The sequence below is a fragment of the Acinetobacter sp. LT1 genome, assembly GCF_059800965.1.
Map to the genome: position 1 here is coordinate 38,162 of NZ_JBBAXE010000014.1, position 18,527 is coordinate 56,688.

Sequence of the window (18,527 nt, forward strand, 5' to 3'; positions counted from 1 at the left end):
CCTTAAGCGGCTGCTTGCACGGGGCGATTTTTACGGAATGCATTTTTGACTAAAATTTTTCCATCTTTAAAGGTGAAAACATCAACCATGTTGGCTTCAATCTTTCCACCTTCAGGGGTTGATGCTGTAAATGTTGTTTCAGAAATTCCGTATAGCGCATCTTCGCTCAACCAGTGTTTACCATTAAGCCACTGTGCATCAGGAAAACTTTTAAAAGTATTTTCAAATGCTTGACGAACAGCCTCATGCCCTTGAATACGTGTACCGTATACCTCATCACCTGCAACTGTTTCAAAACAACAATCAGGATGCATACAGTCCATGAGTTGCTCTACATCGTGTTTATTCCATGCTGTAGAAAAGTCAGTGATTAGTTGCAAAAGTTGAGCTTGGTTCATCTTTTTAACTCCAAATACATACGAATCCTTTTTGATGATTAAACTGTACGGAAATAGAGCAATTAGCCGTAGTACCAGATTTAAGGTTTTGATGGAGCCAGACTTAAATTAATTTAAATATTTAAAATTTATTAATTTTTTATTTTTTTTATATGTTGGAATAGGTCTTGCATTTGTATTTATGATGCCAGATTTCGGTAAATCATAGGTCTTCAGAGGCAAAATGCACCATGTTAAGCATTTGGGCTTCAAAATAGGTCGAGAAATGCACTATGGAAAGAGATCAGTTTGTAACAAATCCAGAAGCACCAGGTATATGGAACGTATTATTTGCAGAGACTGAGCAAAGTGGACTCAATTTGCAGGGAAGAATTTGCCGTATGATGTTTACTGCATTAGTACAAGGTTATCTCAAGCCAGGTATGGCTGTTCCATCAAGTCGTTATTTGGCAGATCAACTTGGAGTTGGTCGTAATACTGTGACTATTGCATATCAACAACTCGTAGCTGAACGTATTTTAGAGTCTAGGCAACGTAGTGGACATTTTGTGCATCCCAGCTTCCAAATTGATAGTAGTGAAAGCAAAACGATAAAAACGACATCAAAATCTACAGAATGGGTTTCACGCTTTCGTCTTCGCCCATCAGCACAAAGGCATATTAATAAACCTGCGGATTGGATGAGTTACCCATACCCGTTTATATATGGTCAGCCTGACTTTGAAAGTTTTCCGGCCTCATCTTGGCGTGAGTGTGCTGTTAAAGCTTTATCAGCTAAAGATGCATCGATATGGGCAAGGGATATTACACAACAAGGTGATGATACTTTTCTTATAAATGCAATACGGCAACATATTTTACCGACCCGTGGAATTATGGCCAAAGAAAATGAAATATTACTTACGGTAGGAAGCCAGCATGCATTGTATATGTTGGCAGCACTACTACTTAAAGAACAACAAAGTGTTGGTATAGAAGACCCTGGCTATCCTGATGCACGAAATATTTTTATGTTGCATACACCAAATATTGTGCCATTAGCGGTTGATCATGAAGGCGTTACCCTAACAAATGCTGTGGGCTGTGATTATTTTTATGTGACACCAGGACGACAATGCCCAACAGGCATAACCATGTCTCCTTCACGCCGTAAAAAGCTTTTACAACTGGCGGAGCAGCAAGACAGTATCATTATAGAAGATGAATACGATGCACAGGTTCTAGTTCAAAATACTACGATCCCTGCATTAAAAAGTTTAGATCGGCATGGGAGAGTAGTTTATATCGGGAGCTTATCTAAGCCTCTAGCACCAGGTTTACGCTTAGGGTACATCGTAGCAGCCCCAGAACTCATTAATGAGTTGCGTCATTTGCGTCGTCTAATGCTTCGGCACCCCAATGTTTTTAATCAAAGAGTATTTGCCTTTTTTATTGATCAAGGTTATTACCACGGCATGTTACGTCGTCAGTTTCAACTCCATAAATATCGTGGTGAGCAGTTAATATCAGCATTACACCATCACTTTCCCACATGGAATGTTTATGCATTAAATGGTGGCTCGGCATGTTGGATTGATACCCAAAGTGATATCAATTGTACTGTTTTAGCCCAATACGCAGCTAATGTAGGAGTTTTTATAGAGGCCGGTCAGCCATTTTTTCTAAGTACAGATCACCATCAACATTTTTTAAGGTTAGGCATTGGATCTATTACTGCCGATAAAATTGATGAGGGAATTCAGGCTTTAGATCAGGCAGTTAATGATTATAAGAAATACAATTAAAAAAATTTTTATGAGTCAAACTAATTTTTCGGGTAGTGCTTTTAGTACATTTGAAGCGAAAAAAGAGGTGCAAGTGCTACTTTTTTCTCGCTCCAGCTGTTCAATGTGTACCTAATTGATTATGAACTACACATCAATCAAGCATGCAAACATCGCATAGCCATCAATAACCATGGGTGGGCCTGCACGATGAGCACGAAAACCCGCAGCACGTAATAACCGCTCTACCCCCAGAGGAGAGGCGGTAATGAGTTGTTTTGCGCCTTGTTCCCTTGCAAAGTTGATAGATTCTTGCAGAATTGCAATAGAGACGGGCGATGACACAGCTTGACTAGCTGAAGATGGCGGATTTGAGAAATCTACTGCTGAGAATCTTGATAACTCCCAAATTTCTGGTGAGCAAGGAATAGGCATTCCATTAAGTAATTGAGGAAATATCTCACCAAGTAAATAAGGTTGAGTAGTTGGTAGTAATCTGGCACAACCAATAATATTAGATTCTCTATCTTGAGCGACGACATAGGCGGTATCGACTTTGTCAAACTGATCTAGTTCTTCATTATTAGGACAGTTCAACTCCCAACCTAAATATTCAACAAATACCCTATAGCGGTAATTTTTAAATTTAGTATATAGGCCTTCTGAAAAATTATTTTGAAATCCAGCAATAACATTCATTACAAGTGCTTCCACTTATTTTTCAAGTGACTTTACTTAACAGGTGAGGAAGCGGTAACTGTAAGAATTTACAGGTTTCTAAGAGAAATATGGAGTTAATTTAGCCATTGTTTGGGTTGTATTGATTTGAGCATAAATGAACTGTTCCCAGAACAAAGTATCGATTTTCTTTTCAATTAGTGTTTCAGTAACTTCAAATCCAATATCTGTACCAGATACATCAACAAGCATAATATTGCTTCGAGGCAGTCCAATTCTTTTTATACTCGTGATGCCATTGTACTCAATAAATTCCCAATCCCATCCCGTACTTAAAGCTGGGGTCAGTGATGTTGCCCATTCAGTAAAACCATAATAGAGAATTTGAGAATCTTCAATTTGTGTTGATTCAACAATAGATATGAGGTGTTGGAGTGGATAGTTCATAAGCTGGTTTTCATTCAGTCGAATAAAACCATCTGCTGATATTGAGAAATGAGGGGGGATGGTGACCATGCTACCTGTTCAAGTGACTTGAATTGGGGTTCAATGGATAAATAACATAAATTATTGCCAATAAAATACTGTTATGTTTAACAGGTTAAATGTAATTGTATGGCATACACCGTTAAGCTGTTCTTACTAGAGAGTTATTCAGCCTTTAAGGCTTACTTATGAAAAATGAGAATTTTGTAGTTTTAATATGCAAACTGCCTTTTAAAAAATGCTAGATAGATTGGAGTTGTTGTAGATCTTTTAGTGTGCATCAACTCTCATTGTTAAAATAATAATCCTAAGTAAGGAGAGTGATAATGTAATTGCTTGATTTATTAAATTATTAAAGGTGTCTTTAGTTTCTTTACATAATAATTAGTAAAATTATACCGGCTAGATAGTTGATAGAAAATATTGTTTAATTAAATTAATGAAAACTGACTATCAATAATAATTAATAGGTCTCCTTGATCTTTTTTAAAATACTTAATTTTTGGAATAAAATGCATCCCGTAAAATTTAATTTTTCAAGCATAATCCGCACATGGAATATAACAACCTTAGAAGCTCTCATAAATTTAGTTTGGCTGAATAATTTACAACCATATCTGGCTTAAAAGAGTTGTTAATTAGATGATGAATTCAAAATCTGAAATTGAAAAATCAGATAAAGAAAATTAGGTATTTAAAAGCTTTGTTGAAATAAAGGTAAACGAAGAGACCTACGCTTCAATTGGATTGTTTGAATTCACAATATGCAACTGAACAAAAAATGATTTGTGAATGGAGTCTAATGAGAGTAAATGGAAAATTGGCAAGAGGATTTATTATCAGAATTTCTGATCGTAAAAAATGAATACCAGCTGTTTGAGATCGTTAAATCTACAGCTTCAAAGCTTGGATTTGATTATTGTGCTTATGGTATGCAGTCGCCATTATCTATTGCTGAACCAAAAATGATTATGTTGAATAATTATCCAGAAGCATGGCAAAAGCGGTATGTGGAACGGCAATATGTGAAGATAGATCCAACTGTGCAGCATTGTATGGTATCACTTCAACCTCTTGTCTGGTCGAGCCAATTTGCAAAGACACAAGAAGAAAAAGATTTCTGGGAGGAGGCGAGCTCTTATGGCCTTAATGTCGGTTGGGCTCAGTCAAGTCGCGACTTTATTGGAACCAGAGGGATGTTAACACTCGCAAGATCCAATGACCAATTGTCGGAAAAAGAGCAAAAGGCACAATATACAAATATGTATTGGTTGTCTCAAACAGTACATTCTAGCATTGCTAAAGTTGTAAATGAGGTGGAATTCGCTCAGTTTAATCTTTATTTAACGAACCGAGAAAAAGAGGCACTGCGTTGGACTGCTGAGGGTAAAACGTCTGCAGAAATTGCCCAGATTCTAGGGGTGACTGAAAGAACAGTAAATTTTCACCTCGGAAATTCAATGCAGAAGTTAAATGTGAATAATAAAATTTCAGCAGCTATCCGAGCTGTGATGTTAGGACTTTTATAAAGTATACGTATAAACAATACATCTGAATAAAGTAAATGCTTGTAATATTTATATTTTAAATCAATCATTACTATAGCTTATTATAAAAGCTATTTATCTGAGTTTTATTTTAAAATTAAACCAACTGGAAAAATTTAATTTCATATTATTTTAGTATTCATGATTTTATGACGAAAGTTAAAATTAATTATGTTGATTTATAAAAGTATATATTGGTTGTGAGAAATTATAATGTTGAAATATGATTTATTTTTAAATGAATAATATGGGTGGATTGTTAATCTATACTTAAATAGCTTATTGCTATAAGAAATTAAATCTCAAAAAACTAAAATATCAATAAAAGAATTATATGAGATAAGAATTCGCTGATGTATTGAAAGCTTTTAGACACTTTTTTAACTACTAAAAAAGTAAAGATGAAAATAAGTTTAATATTTAATCTAATTGTAAAAAAATCGAAATAAGAAAACGATTTGTAAAAGGTGTCTAGCTTCTCGATTTTTATAAATATAGGCCAACCTGTAAGCACTTACAGGTGTAATAAATGATGCCCAACCATAAAATATAATGTGAATTTATATTTTAAACAAAAAGTATATTCATTTTTATTAAAAGCCCCGACGAGAAATGTAATTTCTAAATTAGCGAATTTTAAGGGTGCATTATAATTAATCGGAGTAAGTTATGGCTGTAATGGATACGGATAATATCATTGCAACATTGGAATCCCACGCAAATTTAAATGGAAGTAAGGTTGCTTTCGAGTATTTAGGGCGTCAATCGGGTGGTATTCAGTCTCTTACGTATAAAGATTTGAACGCTCGGGTTCAACATCAAGCTCAGGTATTAATGAATCTTGTAGACAGTGGTGATCGCGCTGTATTGCTGTTTGAGCCTGGGTTGGACTTTATCGTATCGTTCTTTGCCTGCCTAAAAGCTAAAATTATCGCGGTGCCAGTCAGCCTACCGTTTAATCGTAATGGTTTTTCTAATATTTTGAATATTATGAATGACTGTGAGCCAAAAATAGTACTCACCACCAAAAAGATTCTTGAGCTATCAGGTCTGATCACACTAAAAGCTCAAAATGAAAGCTTAATATTACATGCCGTTGATACTGAGCTACAGCGTGATTTGGTACAAAAAGATTTCCCGCTCATTACTGAAGAAGATATCTGCTTCCTGCAATACACTTCGGGATCAACAGGTTGGCCTAAAGGGGTAATTGTTACCCATAAGAATATTATGGCAAACGAAGTCATGATTGCTGAAGCTTTTGGCACACAACCTGAAGATATTGGCCTTACATGGCTACCTGTTTACCACGATATGGGGTTGATTGGTTCAGTTTTGCAAACTGTGTATGTGGGCCTGACTTGCTATGTCATGTCACCGCTGGACTTCATTCGTAAACCTCTAAAATGGTTGCAATTTATCAGTGAAAAAGGTGTCACAATTACTGGTGGACCAAACTTTGCTTACGAATTATGTCTGCACCGCATCTCTGATGAGCAGGCTGCATCGCTTGATCTGAGTCGTTTACGGGTGCTGTTTAATGGCGCTGAGCCGATCAAGGCTCACGTCATGCAACGCTTCATGGAAAAGTTCAATACCCAGTCGGAACTGAGACTAGATACTTTCTTGCCATGCTATGGATTGGCAGAAGTTACGCTTTTAGTTAGTGGCGTAACTGGCCCTCTCAATGCAATTTCAATCGATCGTGACAAGTTAAATGCCAATCTGATACAGGCCAGTCAAGATCAGACCGCCGTGCAAGTGGTGAGCTGTGGCAAGATCTCGGCACATATTGATTGCCGTATTGTCAATCCGCATACCCGTCAAGAAGTAGCGGCTCATGAAGTTGGTGAAATCTGGCTAGCAGGTGAGAGCGTTACAGCAGGTTACTGGCAGAAGCCAGAGGTCAATCAGGAAACTTTTGCGGCGACTATCATTGATGACGCGGGTCAGCCGAGTCAAGTGCACTACTTGAGAACGGGTGATATGGGCTTTGTCAAAGACGGAGACCTATATGTAACTGGCCGCCTTAAGGATGTGATTATCATCCGTGGTAAGAACTATTACCCGCAAGATATCGAGTGCTCTGTTGAAATGGCACATCCTGCTGTTCGTAAAGGCTGTGTTGCGGCAGTGAATGTTGCTGATTCTGAGGGTGTTACGGTTGTACTTGAGATCAAGAAGAAATCACTAGACAAGACTCTCAATTTTGAAGCCATTAGAACTCAGGTCAAGGAACAAGTGACAGCTGATATTGGCTTACCTGTAGAAGGCGTCTATTTACTGCATCAAGGCCGAATTAACAAAACTACTAGCGGCAAAATTAGAAGAAGAAAAATTAAAGAGCAAATCGAACGCGGTCAACTGGTCTGTTTAACCCATCCAAACCGTAGAACAGTGATTGCTCGAAACTATGTCAAAAACGGTTTAGAAGTCATCCGTGATCGTGAGCAGCGGGGGCAGCTGATTCGTTATAGCTCCAATCTTCTCAACTCAATGATCAAGGAACGTGAAGTACGCGCGCTGATTTTTAATCGTCTGAAAAGTGCTTTGTTTTAACCCTTACCCTTTAATCATTTGAGTGAAAATCCATGTCACTTACATCCAATTTGCGGCAGTTTCAGTCTGCTGCTCGTCTGGAGCAAATTTTAGGCTCCGTACATGATAACAACAACGATTTTTCTTGGTCCGCTGCCATCGAGCGTGATGAGAAGGAGCAATATCCTCAGCGTGCTGTTGATTTTCTGAATGCGGTGGGTATGAACCGTTTCTATGTGCCTTCAGAGCTCGGAGGTCATATGGAAATTGGTGAAGAGTTGCTATATCTGCATCGCGTGTTGGCACGACGAGATCTAACTATCAATTCGACCTATAGCACGAACGCTTGGTCTGTGATTGTGTGGATCGGTGGTAATCCGAATCAATGCCAAAATATTGCTAGCCGAATTTTAAGTGGTGCTGCTCCAGCATTGGCTTATAGCGAGAAAGCGCATGGTGCTGACCTATTATCTAGTGAAGTGACAGCACAGCCTGCCGAGAGTAAATACATCTTAAATGGCGAAAAATGGTCAATTAACCGCGCCACTTTAGGAGACTCTTTAAGCCTGATCGCTAAAACATCGAACGATCGTGGACCACGTAGTTTGAGCGCATTCTGGCTTGATAAGCGTCATATGGCTTCTAAAGGAACCTATAGTCTGAACCGCCTGCCAACAGTGGGCATGCGTGGTTTAGATATTAGTGGTATTGGCTTTAACAACGCTGAAATTCACAAAGATGCTTTGATCGGTGAAGAGGGCCAAGGGTTGGAACTTGGACTCAAAACCCTACAGGTAACGCGTGCATATTGCAGTAGTTTCTCGCTGGGGGCTGGCGATACGATGCTACGAATCGCGACCGAGTTTGCTATCGAACGCGAGTTATATAACAAAAAAGTAATAAGCATTCCACTGGTGCGTGAGCAGCTCGCTACAGCCTATGCCTATCTATTAGCAGCGGAGGTGTTATCACTCGTTGGCGCGCGCGGATTACACGTTTGTATTAATCAGTTCAGTACATGGTCGCCAATCGTCAAGGTACTGGTGCCTGAGTATGTAGAGTCACTTGCCAAGATCACTTCTTCAGTGCTTGGGTCACGTTTCTTCTTAAGAAATGCATATGCAGATGGAATGTACCAGAAAGCATTCAGAGACCATCTGATTGTTAGTGTGTTTGACGGAAGTAGCACCGTTTGTCTAGACAGTCTGAGTTTTCAGCTCAAATCAGCCAATAAAGGTCGTAGCAAAAAAGCCGACCATCTCAACCAAGCCGAAGCCAAAGCACGTTATCGCCAGTTGTATGACTTACAAGTGGAGACAGACGCTATTGATTTCCGTGGGCTTGAGATTTTCAACCGAGATGGCGATTTGGTGATGGAGTCGCTGGGGACAATCATTGAAATGCTCAACGATGCCGAAGCCACAGTAGGGTTGTCTACTGAAATGCTATCTACGCTACGTGAGCATGCAGACCGGCTTCTGGTTGAACAGCGTTCATTGGATCAAAAAATTCAGAATTACTTTTCAAACTCTGAGGAAAGCAAAGAGTTTGAAACTTTGCGTTTTAGTCTCGCTCGAGGCTACGCAGAACTGTTTGCCCGCATTGCTGTGTTGGGTTTCTGGGTCTTCAACCGTCATGGCTTAAGGACTGCTTTAAAGGATGGAGCATGGTTGATCATTTTCCTAAATGCTGCTGAAGGGCAGACATCTCCTCCTATTACGTCATTACGTGAAAGCACATTAGCAGATTTGCTAGACCGAATTTCAACCAACCACATGTTATCTGTTATCGATTTCGCATTGGCACCGCGTGATGCCAAACCAGTTAAAGAGGAGATTACCCCATGAATAAGGATAAAGTTTACTGGAGCGCGATCATTCGTACGCTAGTAGCTAAAGAGATGCGTGTAGAGCCTGAGACGATTGATCCAGAGCAAAAATTTACCAGTTATGGTCTTGATTCGATCGTTGCTTTGTCTGTGTCTGGGGACTTAGAAGATCTGACAAAACTGGAACTTGAGCCGACACTGCTATGGGATTACCCAACAATCAATGCATTGGCTGAATATCTGGTTTCTGAGTTGCAACAGGGAGTTGCTTCATGAATAACATTGCGAGCCTAGAACCAAAAATTCTGTCGCGTCATGCGATTTCTGCAGAACAACTTGGTATTTGGTATATCCAGCGTCTTGAGCCAACTTGCAGTGCCTACAATATGGTGGTGGCTTTTGATGTGAAGGTCAACCAGCCATTAGGCAATAAGCCGATGGAGATTTTGGAAGCAGTGTTACATGATTATCCGTTACTACGTGTAAGCATGCCTGCCAATGATCAGGGTATCGAGCAAATCATTTGGGATCGTGTATATCCTAATATCATTCTCTCTGATGCTCGTCATGTTGAAGCTTCTGATTTGACGAAATTAGTCGAACAGGATACCAAGCAACCATTTGACCTGACTCAGCCACCGTTGTGGCGTATCCATTGTTATGAGCGTGGTCAGAATCACTATGTGATTGCAGTTGTGATTCATCATGCCTTAATGGATTTCTGGTCAATTGGCTTGTTGCTGCGTGATGTCTGCAAGCGTTTTGGGCTAGTGACAGAGTCAAATCTAGTGAACGGAATCGAGTTCGCTCAATATGCAGATAAGCAGAAGAGCAACGTGATTGGTGATGCTGATGAAAGCTTACTGTTTTGGAAAAATGCGTTAAAGCATGCTCCACATGTGCATAGCATTCCACTTGATTATCCACGTCCAGCTGTGCAACAACATAAAGGTAGCTCGGTAATTTTCCGTGTACCTGAGTCAGTATCGTCTGGTCTTGTAAACTTGGCGAAAGATTATGAAATTACCTTGTTCGGTCTTGTACTATCGGGCTTCTATATCCTGCTGAACAAACTATCAAATGAAAATAATCTAGTCGTTGCCACAGCAGTAGCAGGTCGACTTGAACGCTCTTTGCGCAATGCACTAGGACAGTTTGTCAATACAATTACTCTTAACATAGACATCGATGCTGATCAGACTTTACGTCAATTTACACAGCAGGTGCAGGAACAATTAAAACAGAGTCTTAAACATCAAAAAGTTGCTTTTTCCAGAGTGGTTGAAGCTGTTTCACCAAAGCGTGATGGCAGTATCAACCCATTGGCTCAGGTTGGAATGTTTTGGGAACGTCTAGGTGGTTTGGATGAGTTTAAAGAATTACTCTTACCAATCCAGAATCCAGCTACTTTAGCTGGTCAAGACCTTACGCTAGGAAGCTTTCCAGTTCGCCAACAAGAAGGCCAACTAGATATTATGCTAGAAATGGGTGGTGAATATCAGGGTGAACTGATTGGCGTACTGAAATACAACTCTGAAATATTTTCTGCGGAGTCTGCCGAGAATATGGTGCAACTACTGCAAGTTGTACTATCGGAAATGGTGGCTCATCCTGAACGTAAGATCGTTGAGTTAGATATCGCACCTGATTATGCGAATGGCATTCAGCTAGGCTATCTACGTGGTCAGGTGACCGACTATCCTCGACATGATCTACTGGGAATGATTCTAAAACAGATCGATGAGCGTGGTCACAATCATGCTATGACTTCTAGAGATCATGCTGTCAGCTATCATGAGTTAGGTCAGCATATTGCTGGGATTGCTGAATATTTACGTGCACATGGTATTACCAATGGGGATCGTGTAGGTCTGATGGTAGACCGCACTGTGCTATTGCCCGCGGCAGTCCTCGGAATCTGGGCGGCAGGAGCAGCATATGTACCGTTGGATCCTAGTTTCCCAAGAGAACGTTTGCATAACATCGTAGAAGATGCTGAACCTAAAGTCATCTTGACCCAAACTGACTTGATGGATGCTCTTACAGTCTCTGTACCACGTCTAGATATCAATCAAGCTGGTGTTGTTCCCCTTGAGCAAGTACGTGAGACGCTTGCCTTTGGTGATACCGCTTATGTGATGTACACCTCCGGCTCGACAGGTAAACCTAAAGGCGTGCGTATTGGGCATCCTTCAATAGCTAATTTCTTACTGTCTGTGAATGATAGGCTGCAAGCAACTGCTGATATGCAGTTATTAGCAATCACTACTTATGCGTTTGATATTTCTGTTGTTGAACTATTGATTCCACTGATGTACGGCGGTGTGGTGCATGTGTGCCCACGTGAGATCTCTCTAGATGGGAACCTGCTGGTTGAGTATATGCAGGCGAAGTCAATCAATGTTATGCAGGCAACGCCGTCCTCTTGGAAAATGCTCTTGGACAGTGAGTGGAAAGGTATCCCACATCTAACTGCACTTAGCGGAGGCGAAGCGCTAGATCCTGTACTCGCAGAAAAACTACTGGGTAAAGTCAGCTGTCTTTGGAACGTCTATGGTCCGACCGAGACAACTGTGTGGTCCAGTGCAGCCCACATCACCGATGCCAAATATATTGATTTAGGCGAACCAATGGCGAACACCCAGCTTTATGTTCTTGATGAACAGCAGCGATTGGTTCCACGAGGCGTTATGGGAGAGCTCTGGATTGGAGGCGATGGTCTTGCAGTCGATTACTGGCATCGACCTGAGTTGACAGATGCACAATTTAGAACTTTACCATCCCTACCAAATGCTGGTCGACTCTATCGCACCGGAGATAAAGTCTGTCTGCGAATGGATGGGCGTTTGACTCATCACGGACGTCTGGATTTTCAGGTCAAAATCCGTGGATTCCGTATTGAGCTAGGCGAAATCGAGAATGTCCTCAAACAGATCGATGGTATTACAGATGCAGTAGTCTTGGTTAAGACCACAGCCGACAATGATCAGAAACTGGTGGCTTATGTGACTGGACATGATATTGAAATGGCTGGTTTAAAAAAGACTCTACAAATCCATCTTCCGGCTTATATGGTGCCAAGTACGTTTATCCGATTGGATGAGTTTCCAATGACGGCTAACAATAAGTTAGATCGTAAGGCATTCCCTGAGCCAGTGTTTGAGCAGAGCAACGATTATGTTGCTCCACGCGATTCGATCGAAATCGAGTTATGTACTACCTTTGAGCAGATTTTATCAGTCAAGCGAGTTGGTATACATGATGATTTCTTTGAATTAGGTGGGCATTCATTACTGGCTGTGAAACTTGTCAATCATCTCAAGAAGGTATTTGGTACCGAATTATCAGTTGCTTTACTTGCACAGTACTCAACTGTTGAGAGTTTGGGGGAGATCATCCGTGAAAATAAAGAAATCAAACCTTCAATCGTAATCGAACTGCGCAGCGGAACTTATGAACAGCCGCTATGGCTCTTCCATCCGATTGGTGGCAGTACCTTCTGTTATATGGAACTCTCGCGTCATCTCAATCCGAACCGTACTTTACGTGCTATTCAGTCTCCGGGTCTGATTGAAGCAGATGCTGCTGAAGTGGCGATTGAAGAAATGGCGACACTCTATATTGCTGAAATGCAAAAAATGCAGCCTCAAGGGCCTTATTTCCTCGGTGGTTGGTGTTTTGGCGGTGCGATTGCATACGAGATCAGTCGTCAGTTGCGTCAAATGGGGCAGCAGGTCACAGGGATTGTCATGATTGATACACGTGCTCCAATTCCAGAGAATGTGCCTGAAGATGCTGATGATGCCATGCTTTTGTCTTGGTTTGCTCGTGATTTGGCTGTGCCTTATGGCAAAAAGCTGACGATATCAGCGCAATACTTGCGTGAATTGAGTCCAGATCACATGTTTGATCATGTGCTTAAAGAAGCTAAGGCCATCAATGTCATACCTCTGGATGCTAACCCATCAGATTTCCGGCTTTACTTTGATACTTATTTGGCGAATGGCGTCGCACTACAGACCTATTTCCCAGAGCCTGAAGATTTTCCGATCCTCTTGGTTAAAGCCAAAGATGAGTCTGAAGATTTTGGGGAAAGTCTCGGCTGGGATCATTTGATCAAAGATACGCTTACACAAGTGGATCTACCTGGTGACCATTCATCGATTATGTTCGCTGAGAACGTTGCGGCTGTGGCCAAGACAATTGATCAGATGTATCCAATTCCTGCATAAGAAATACAAGAAGGTAGAACCACTATGGTGACCATAGAACATGCTTTCCTTATACCGGCCGAGATTGATAAAGTTTTTAAATATCTTGCAAACCCGGGCAATGATGCAAGCTGGCAATTGTCATGTAAGCATTCAGAGCTACTAGACACTACTCCGCGTGTGGGCAGCAAGTATGAACTCAATTTGAGCTTTGCTAGTCGTGAGTTGGCCTTTAAAGGTGAAATTACACACCTGGTACCGAATGAATTGTATGCCTTCCAAGTGTTAGAAGGACCGTTTTATTACAAAGGTACTTATCGCTTCAAACCTCATCCAGAAGGTACATGGATTGAATGGTTGTTTGAGGCAGAGCCGGGCGGCTTTTTTGGTGTATTTCCTAATGCACTGCTAAAAAAAATGGTTCTTGCCCAGTTCAAAAAAGATCTTGCTAATCTTCAGGCGCTGGCTCAGAAGGGCGGAACCTATGAGGCAGTGAGTACGCAAACGCAAGAGATTGAAGAGCCATCGGTAGAAGTCAAAAAACCATTGCAGGAGATAGAAGAACCATCGCCAGAGATCAAAAAACCATTGCAGGAGATCAAAGAATCATCGCAAGAGATCGAAAAACCACTTCAAAAGACTCATCTAGTGATGGAGCAATATGCGCGATGGATTCTTAGACATCGCCGTATTGTACTGACAGTGGTCATGCTCTTGACGATTGCTTTGGCATACCTTGCATCTGGTGTAAAAATTATTATTGATCCAGGCGCACTTGCACCGAATGGGCATCCTTATATCACCTCGACCAAGCTGATCGAAAAAAAATTCGGCTCCAAGTATATGGTTGTGATCGGTATTACACCGAAGCAAGGTGATATTTATCAACCGCAAGTGTTGGAAAAAGTCAAACGTATTACCGAAGAAGTGGACAACGCCCCCGGCGTTGTTCGATCAACTATGATGAGTTTGGCTGCACGTCAAGCGAAAGGAATCATGGCTAATTCGGAAGGGTTTGATGCCAAAAAATTACTGCCGACCAGTTCTGTAACTCAGGATGATATCGATCAACTGAAAAAAGTGTTGGCAATGAATCCAACTTATATGAATTCAGTGGTGTCTAAAGATCAAAGAACTGCTGCGATTTTGCTTGAGCTTGAGGAAAGTCCAGAGGGCTTCCAGAAGATGATGGCTCCGATCAACAAAATTGTAGAAAGCGAACAATCTAAAGATATGACGCTCAGTGTCGGCGGTAATCCTGTCTATCTAGATAAAGCTGAAGATTACTCTAAGCGTATCAATATCTTGTTCCCGATTGCCGTATTGGTGATTGGATTGTTGCACTTTGAAGCATTCCGCAGTAAGCAGGGTTTGATTCTGCCACTCGTTACAGCTTTGCTTGCTGTGGCATGGGGTATGGGCATGATGGGGCTGTTCAAACAGCCTATGGATATCTTTAACTCGCCTACACCAATTTTGATTCTGGCCATTGCAGCAGGGCACGCCGTGCAGTTGCTCAAGCGTTACTATGAAGATTTTGATCGTCTGATTGCTCAAGGGATGGAACCTAAAGCTGCCAATAGCGAAGCTGTGGTGCAGTCTTTAGTTCGTGTTGGTCCAGTTATGGTGCTGGCTGGTGGAATTGCGGCGGCTGGATTCTTCTCTCTGTTGACCTTCAATATTCCGACTATTCGTTCATTCGGTATTTTTACTGGAATCGGGATCATCAGTACGCTGATCATTGAGATGACTTTTATTCCGGCACTACGCTCAATGTTGCCACCGCCTTCGGTTACCAAGGTCAAACGCAAAGGGCTACCGATCTGGGATTGGATTCCAAATCGTATTGGCGATGCCATTTTGTCAGTTCGTCCACGAATGATATTAATGACTGCGATTGCGGCAATTGGTGTTTTTCTTGCGATCGGCACGAGCCGTATTGTGGTAGATAACGATAGTCGGAATTTCTTCTCACGTGATCTTCCGATGCAGCAGGATGACAGGTTCTTGAATCAGTCACTTGGTGGCACAAACAGCCTTTATATTATGGTCGATACGAAGGTTCGTGACGGTATTGAAAACCCAGAGATCCTAAAAGCGATTGATAATACAGAGAAGTTCGCGAATTCAATTCCAGAGGTTGGTAAAACAATCTCTATCGTGGACTATATCAAACGAATGAATCAGGCAATGAATGCCGATCAGCCACAGGCATTTCAGGTTCCTGCAACCAAAGATGTTGTTGCTCAATATCTGCTGTTGTATTCAATGTCTGGTGAGCCGACTGATTTTGAATCCTACATTGATACTACTCAGCGCTATGCCAAAATCACGATTCTTATGAAAACGGGCAGCAACCACCGTATTAAAGAAATCCTTGAATCGCTAAAAACGTATATGGCGGCTCAATTGGGTGACAAGGCTGTAGTGAGTTTTGGTGGTGACGTGACGCAAACCATTGCTTTGACTGAAACAATGGTTCACGGCAAGCTCATGAACATTCTACAAATTTCATTTGCCGTATTCTTTATTTCAGCACTGGTCTTCCGTTCGATTTCAGCTGGGCTGATTGTCCTGACACCACTTCTGTTCTCAATTCTTGCCATCTTTGGTGTGATGGGCTGGCTCGACATTCCGCTCAATATTCCAAATTCCCTTATCTCGGCCATGGCTGTAGGTATTGGTGCGGATTACGCCATTTATTTCCTCTATCGTTTGCGTGAAATCTTGCGCGAAGAAGGGGGAGATATCAAAGATGCTATTCGTAAAACATTAAGTACTGCTGGTAAGGCTTCTCTTTTTGTCGCGACTGCGGTCGCTGGCGGGTATGGCGTATTGTCCTTATCGCAGGGCTTCCACGTACATCAATGGCTAGCGATGTTTATTGTGATTGCGATGCTTTTCAGTGTGTTTGCAACCTTAATTATGGTACCTACAATGATTCTAATATTAAAACCTCGTTTCATCTTTTCCTCAAATAAGAAAAGCATCCCCGTTGCACAAACTGTTGTGACAAGCCTTTTGTTAGGTACTGCGCTCACCTTTTCATTACCTAAAACATCTCATGCAGATGAAGTTCAAGACATTGTTAATCGTAGTGATGATGCCTCTAAATTCCTGACTTCAAGTGCTAGTGCCAAATTTATTTTGACTTCTAAAAATGGTGAGCAACGTGTGCGCTTGACTAAAAATATGACCAAGCTTGCTGGAAATACTCAGAATAATATGCGTTTGACCGAGTTTATCTCGCCTGCAGATGTACAGGGAACCACGACGTTATTGATTGAGAATGTAAAAGGCAGTGATAGCATGTTTGTCTATTTGCCTGCATTGAAAAAAGTACGCCGTCTTGCATCAGCGAATAAGGGTGATGCTTTTATTGGCACGGACTTTAGTTATGGTGATGTCCTTGGCTATAAGTTAAGTGACTGGAAGTACACGAAACTTGCAGATGGCAAATTTAATGGCAAAGATTGCTATATGATCGAAGCAACGCCAATCAATAATACGGTGAAGAGTGACTTTGGTTATAGCAAACGTCGCATGTGCATTCTCAAAGACAACTTTGTTACAGCAACCATCGATATATGGGACACAGCAGGCAAACCGTTAAAGCATATTGAGTTCACGGATATCCGCCCTTACGGCAAAGTAAAACCAAGATGGCAAGCCATGAAATCTATGGCGAAGAATCTGCAAACTCAGCATATGACACAAGTGATCGTTAATGATTTTGTCGCAGAGAAAACTTTATCCGATAAGATTTTCTCACCGCAGAGCCTTGAAAAATGACGCAAGGTGCCTATTGGGTATTTGCATGCTGCAGTAGCTTTATGCTACTGCAGCATGCTTATGCAGATGACAGCGAAATGAGTTTTGTAAGCCAGAACTCAGCCAGACTCGATGTCTGGTCATCAGATCGTGATTTAAGTTCGTTAAAAAACATTGGGCAAGCAAGTTTCTGGTCCAATGGTACGCTCAAGTTTAACCCTGAGTTTAAGATCCATTACGACATAAATATTGGAGACGAAACGGACCATACTGTAAACCCAGATCAGGTGAGTAAGGTGAATCGCAACTTACGTGAGTTGTACGCCTCTTACAACTGGGATCAGACGTTCTATCTTGATGTTGGCCGCCAGATTGTAGTCTGGGGGAGAGCTGATGGGATTAATCCAACAGATAATCTATCACCCCGTGATTATACGCGCCTAGTACCAGATGAAACAGATCAACGTCTTGGAAATGATGCAATCAAATTGACGTATATTCCTGAATCTGGAACCAATAAATGGACAGCGTTGTGGTATCCGCGTAGTCGTTCAGATGTAATTCCATTGCGTCAGATTGCTGGTGTTCAATATGACATAGACCATAAGAGCCGACCTGCATTTGCAGTGCGCTGGGATTATTCTGTAGATGGTTTAGATGTTGGTGCATCATATTTCTCGGGTTTGGATCATATGCCCGATCTGTCACTCCAGTCGTTATCTCAAACAGGAGCAACTTTACAACTGAAAAATAATCCTATGTCTGTCTATGGATTTGATTTCAGTTATAACCATAACGATATCGTATGGCGCGGTGAAGCAGCCTATACCCAAACTGACTCAGAAGGTAGTGAAGATCTTACGCACAAAAAAAATAATCTGGCTGTAGTCATCGGTCCAGAATTAGCATTGAAGAATTCCACCGTGAGTTTAGTAGGTGTCTATAAACATACGGAGGACTTAAGATCTGCCGATAGTCTAACAAATCCATTATTGAGAGAAGTTTACCGTTATCAGCAAACCATCAGTAACCAATATGAGCGCGATCAGTATGGAGCTATGCTGCGCTATGCACTTAACCTCCTGAATGACAACCTAAAGTTAGAAGTAACAGGTTTCTATTTTGCACCAGAGCCCAATGAGATGTTGAGAGTTCGTATTAATTACAACCTTAATGATCACTGGCAGTTTAATGTAGGTGGAGATCGCTTCTGGGGCAGAAATGATACGGTGTTAGGACAATTTAGAGATAACAGTCTGGTATATGGCCAGGTTCGATATAACTTTTAAGACAATTCGCTCCAAAAC

The 18,527-nt window shown here is 41.3% G+C and carries 11 protein-coding genes; 8 read left to right on the forward strand and 3 right to left on the reverse strand.

What is annotated here, in order from left to right:
* Positions 1-2: 2 nt before the first annotated feature.
* A complete protein-coding gene (locus tag WBW42_RS13945) occupies positions 3-398 on the reverse strand; it encodes a nuclear transport factor 2 family protein (RefSeq protein ID WP_005804779.1) in 396 nt (131 codons plus the stop codon).
* Positions 399-670: 272 nt separating this feature from the next.
* Between WBW42_RS13945 and pdxR the strand changes: the two genes are divergently transcribed.
* Positions 671-2,182 carry a MocR-like pyridoxine biosynthesis transcription factor PdxR gene (gene pdxR / locus WBW42_RS13950; RefSeq protein WP_032012781.1) on the forward strand — a complete coding sequence of 504 codons (1,512 nt, stop codon included), beginning with the start codon at positions 671-673 and terminating at the stop codon, positions 2,180-2,182.
* 126 nt (positions 2,183-2,308) lie between these two features.
* Here pdxR and abaI read toward each other — a convergent pair whose 3' ends face one another.
* Positions 2,309-2,875 (reverse strand): acyl-homoserine-lactone synthase AbaI, encoded by a 567-nt coding sequence (gene abaI / locus WBW42_RS13955; protein ID WP_080777020.1) that lies wholly within the window; start codon positions 2,873-2,875, stop codon positions 2,309-2,311.
* A gap of 63 nt (positions 2,876-2,938) precedes the next feature.
* The gene (locus WBW42_RS13960) at positions 2,939-3,355 is read right to left on the reverse strand and encodes a DUF4902 domain-containing protein (protein ID WP_002118068.1); all 417 of its coding nucleotides are present in this window, start codon (positions 3,353-3,355) and stop codon (positions 2,939-2,941) included.
* Positions 3,356-4,137: 782 nt separating this feature from the next.
* On the opposite strand from WBW42_RS13960, the gene abaR reads away from it, so the two are divergent.
* The 7 genes from abaR to WBW42_RS13995 all read left to right on the forward strand — a co-directional run bounded on the left by abaR (position 4,138) and on the right by WBW42_RS13995 (position 18,509).
* Positions 4,138-4,854 (forward strand): LuxR family transcriptional regulator AbaR, encoded by a 717-nt coding sequence (gene abaR / locus WBW42_RS13965; protein WP_032012783.1) that lies wholly within the window; start codon positions 4,138-4,140, stop codon positions 4,852-4,854.
* Between the two features lie 687 nt (positions 4,855-5,541).
* Positions 5,542-7,431, forward strand: a complete 1,890-nt coding sequence (locus tag WBW42_RS13970) for a fatty acyl-AMP ligase (protein WP_032013093.1) — start codon at positions 5,542-5,544, stop codon at positions 7,429-7,431.
* 50 nt (positions 7,432-7,481) lie between these two features.
* Positions 7,482-9,257 carry an acyl-CoA dehydrogenase family protein gene (locus WBW42_RS13975; RefSeq protein WP_080777024.1) on the forward strand — a complete coding sequence of 592 codons (1,776 nt, stop codon included), beginning with the start codon at positions 7,482-7,484 and terminating at the stop codon, positions 9,255-9,257.
* The gene (locus WBW42_RS13980; protein WP_002118032.1) at positions 9,254-9,514 is read left to right on the forward strand and encodes an acyl carrier protein; all 261 of its coding nucleotides are present in this window, start codon (positions 9,254-9,256) and stop codon (positions 9,512-9,514) included. The genes WBW42_RS13975 and WBW42_RS13980 overlap by 4 nt, the downstream gene beginning before the upstream one ends.
* Positions 9,511-13,470 carry a non-ribosomal peptide synthetase gene (locus WBW42_RS13985; RefSeq protein ID WP_032070598.1) on the forward strand — a complete coding sequence of 1,320 codons (3,960 nt, stop codon included), beginning with the start codon at positions 9,511-9,513 and terminating at the stop codon, positions 13,468-13,470. Before WBW42_RS13980 ends, WBW42_RS13985 begins: the two co-directional genes overlap by 4 nt.
* Before the next feature lie 24 nt (positions 13,471-13,494).
* Positions 13,495-17,241: an outer membrane lipoprotein-sorting protein gene (locus WBW42_RS13990; RefSeq protein ID WP_032070599.1), complete on the forward strand. Its 3,747-nt coding sequence runs from the start codon at positions 13,495-13,497 to the stop codon at positions 17,239-17,241.
* The gene (locus tag WBW42_RS13995; RefSeq protein WP_032063977.1) at positions 17,238-18,509 is read left to right on the forward strand and encodes a DUF1302 family protein; all 1,272 of its coding nucleotides are present in this window, start codon (positions 17,238-17,240) and stop codon (positions 18,507-18,509) included. Before WBW42_RS13990 ends, WBW42_RS13995 begins: the two co-directional genes overlap by 4 nt.
* Positions 18,510-18,527 lie beyond the last annotated feature (18 nt).

Bases quoted from the DNA above. Each gene is read 5' to 3' on its own strand.
- WBW42_RS13945 (WP_005804779.1), bottom strand. From the start codon at position 398: ATGAACCAAGCTCAACTTTTGCAACTAATCACTGACTTTTCTACAGCA.
- pdxR (WP_032012781.1), top strand. From the start codon at position 671: ATGGAAAGAGATCAGTTTGTAACAAATCCAGAAGCACCAGGTATATGG.
- WBW42_RS13960 (WP_002118068.1), bottom strand. From the start codon at position 3,355: ATGGTCACCATCCCCCCTCATTTCTCAATATCAGCAGATGGTTTTATT.
- abaR (WP_032012783.1), top strand. From the start codon at position 4,138: ATGGAAAATTGGCAAGAGGATTTATTATCAGAATTTCTGATCGTAAAA.
- WBW42_RS13970 (WP_032013093.1), top strand. From the start codon at position 5,542: ATGGCTGTAATGGATACGGATAATATCATTGCAACATTGGAATCCCAC.
- WBW42_RS13980 (WP_002118032.1), top strand. From the start codon at position 9,254: ATGAATAAGGATAAAGTTTACTGGAGCGCGATCATTCGTACGCTAGTA.
- WBW42_RS13985 (WP_032070598.1), top strand. From the start codon at position 9,511: ATGAATAACATTGCGAGCCTAGAACCAAAAATTCTGTCGCGTCATGCG.
- WBW42_RS13990 (WP_032070599.1), top strand. From the start codon at position 13,495: ATGGTGACCATAGAACATGCTTTCCTTATACCGGCCGAGATTGATAAA.
- WBW42_RS13995 (WP_032063977.1), top strand. From the start codon at position 17,238: ATGACGCAAGGTGCCTATTGGGTATTTGCATGCTGCAGTAGCTTTATG.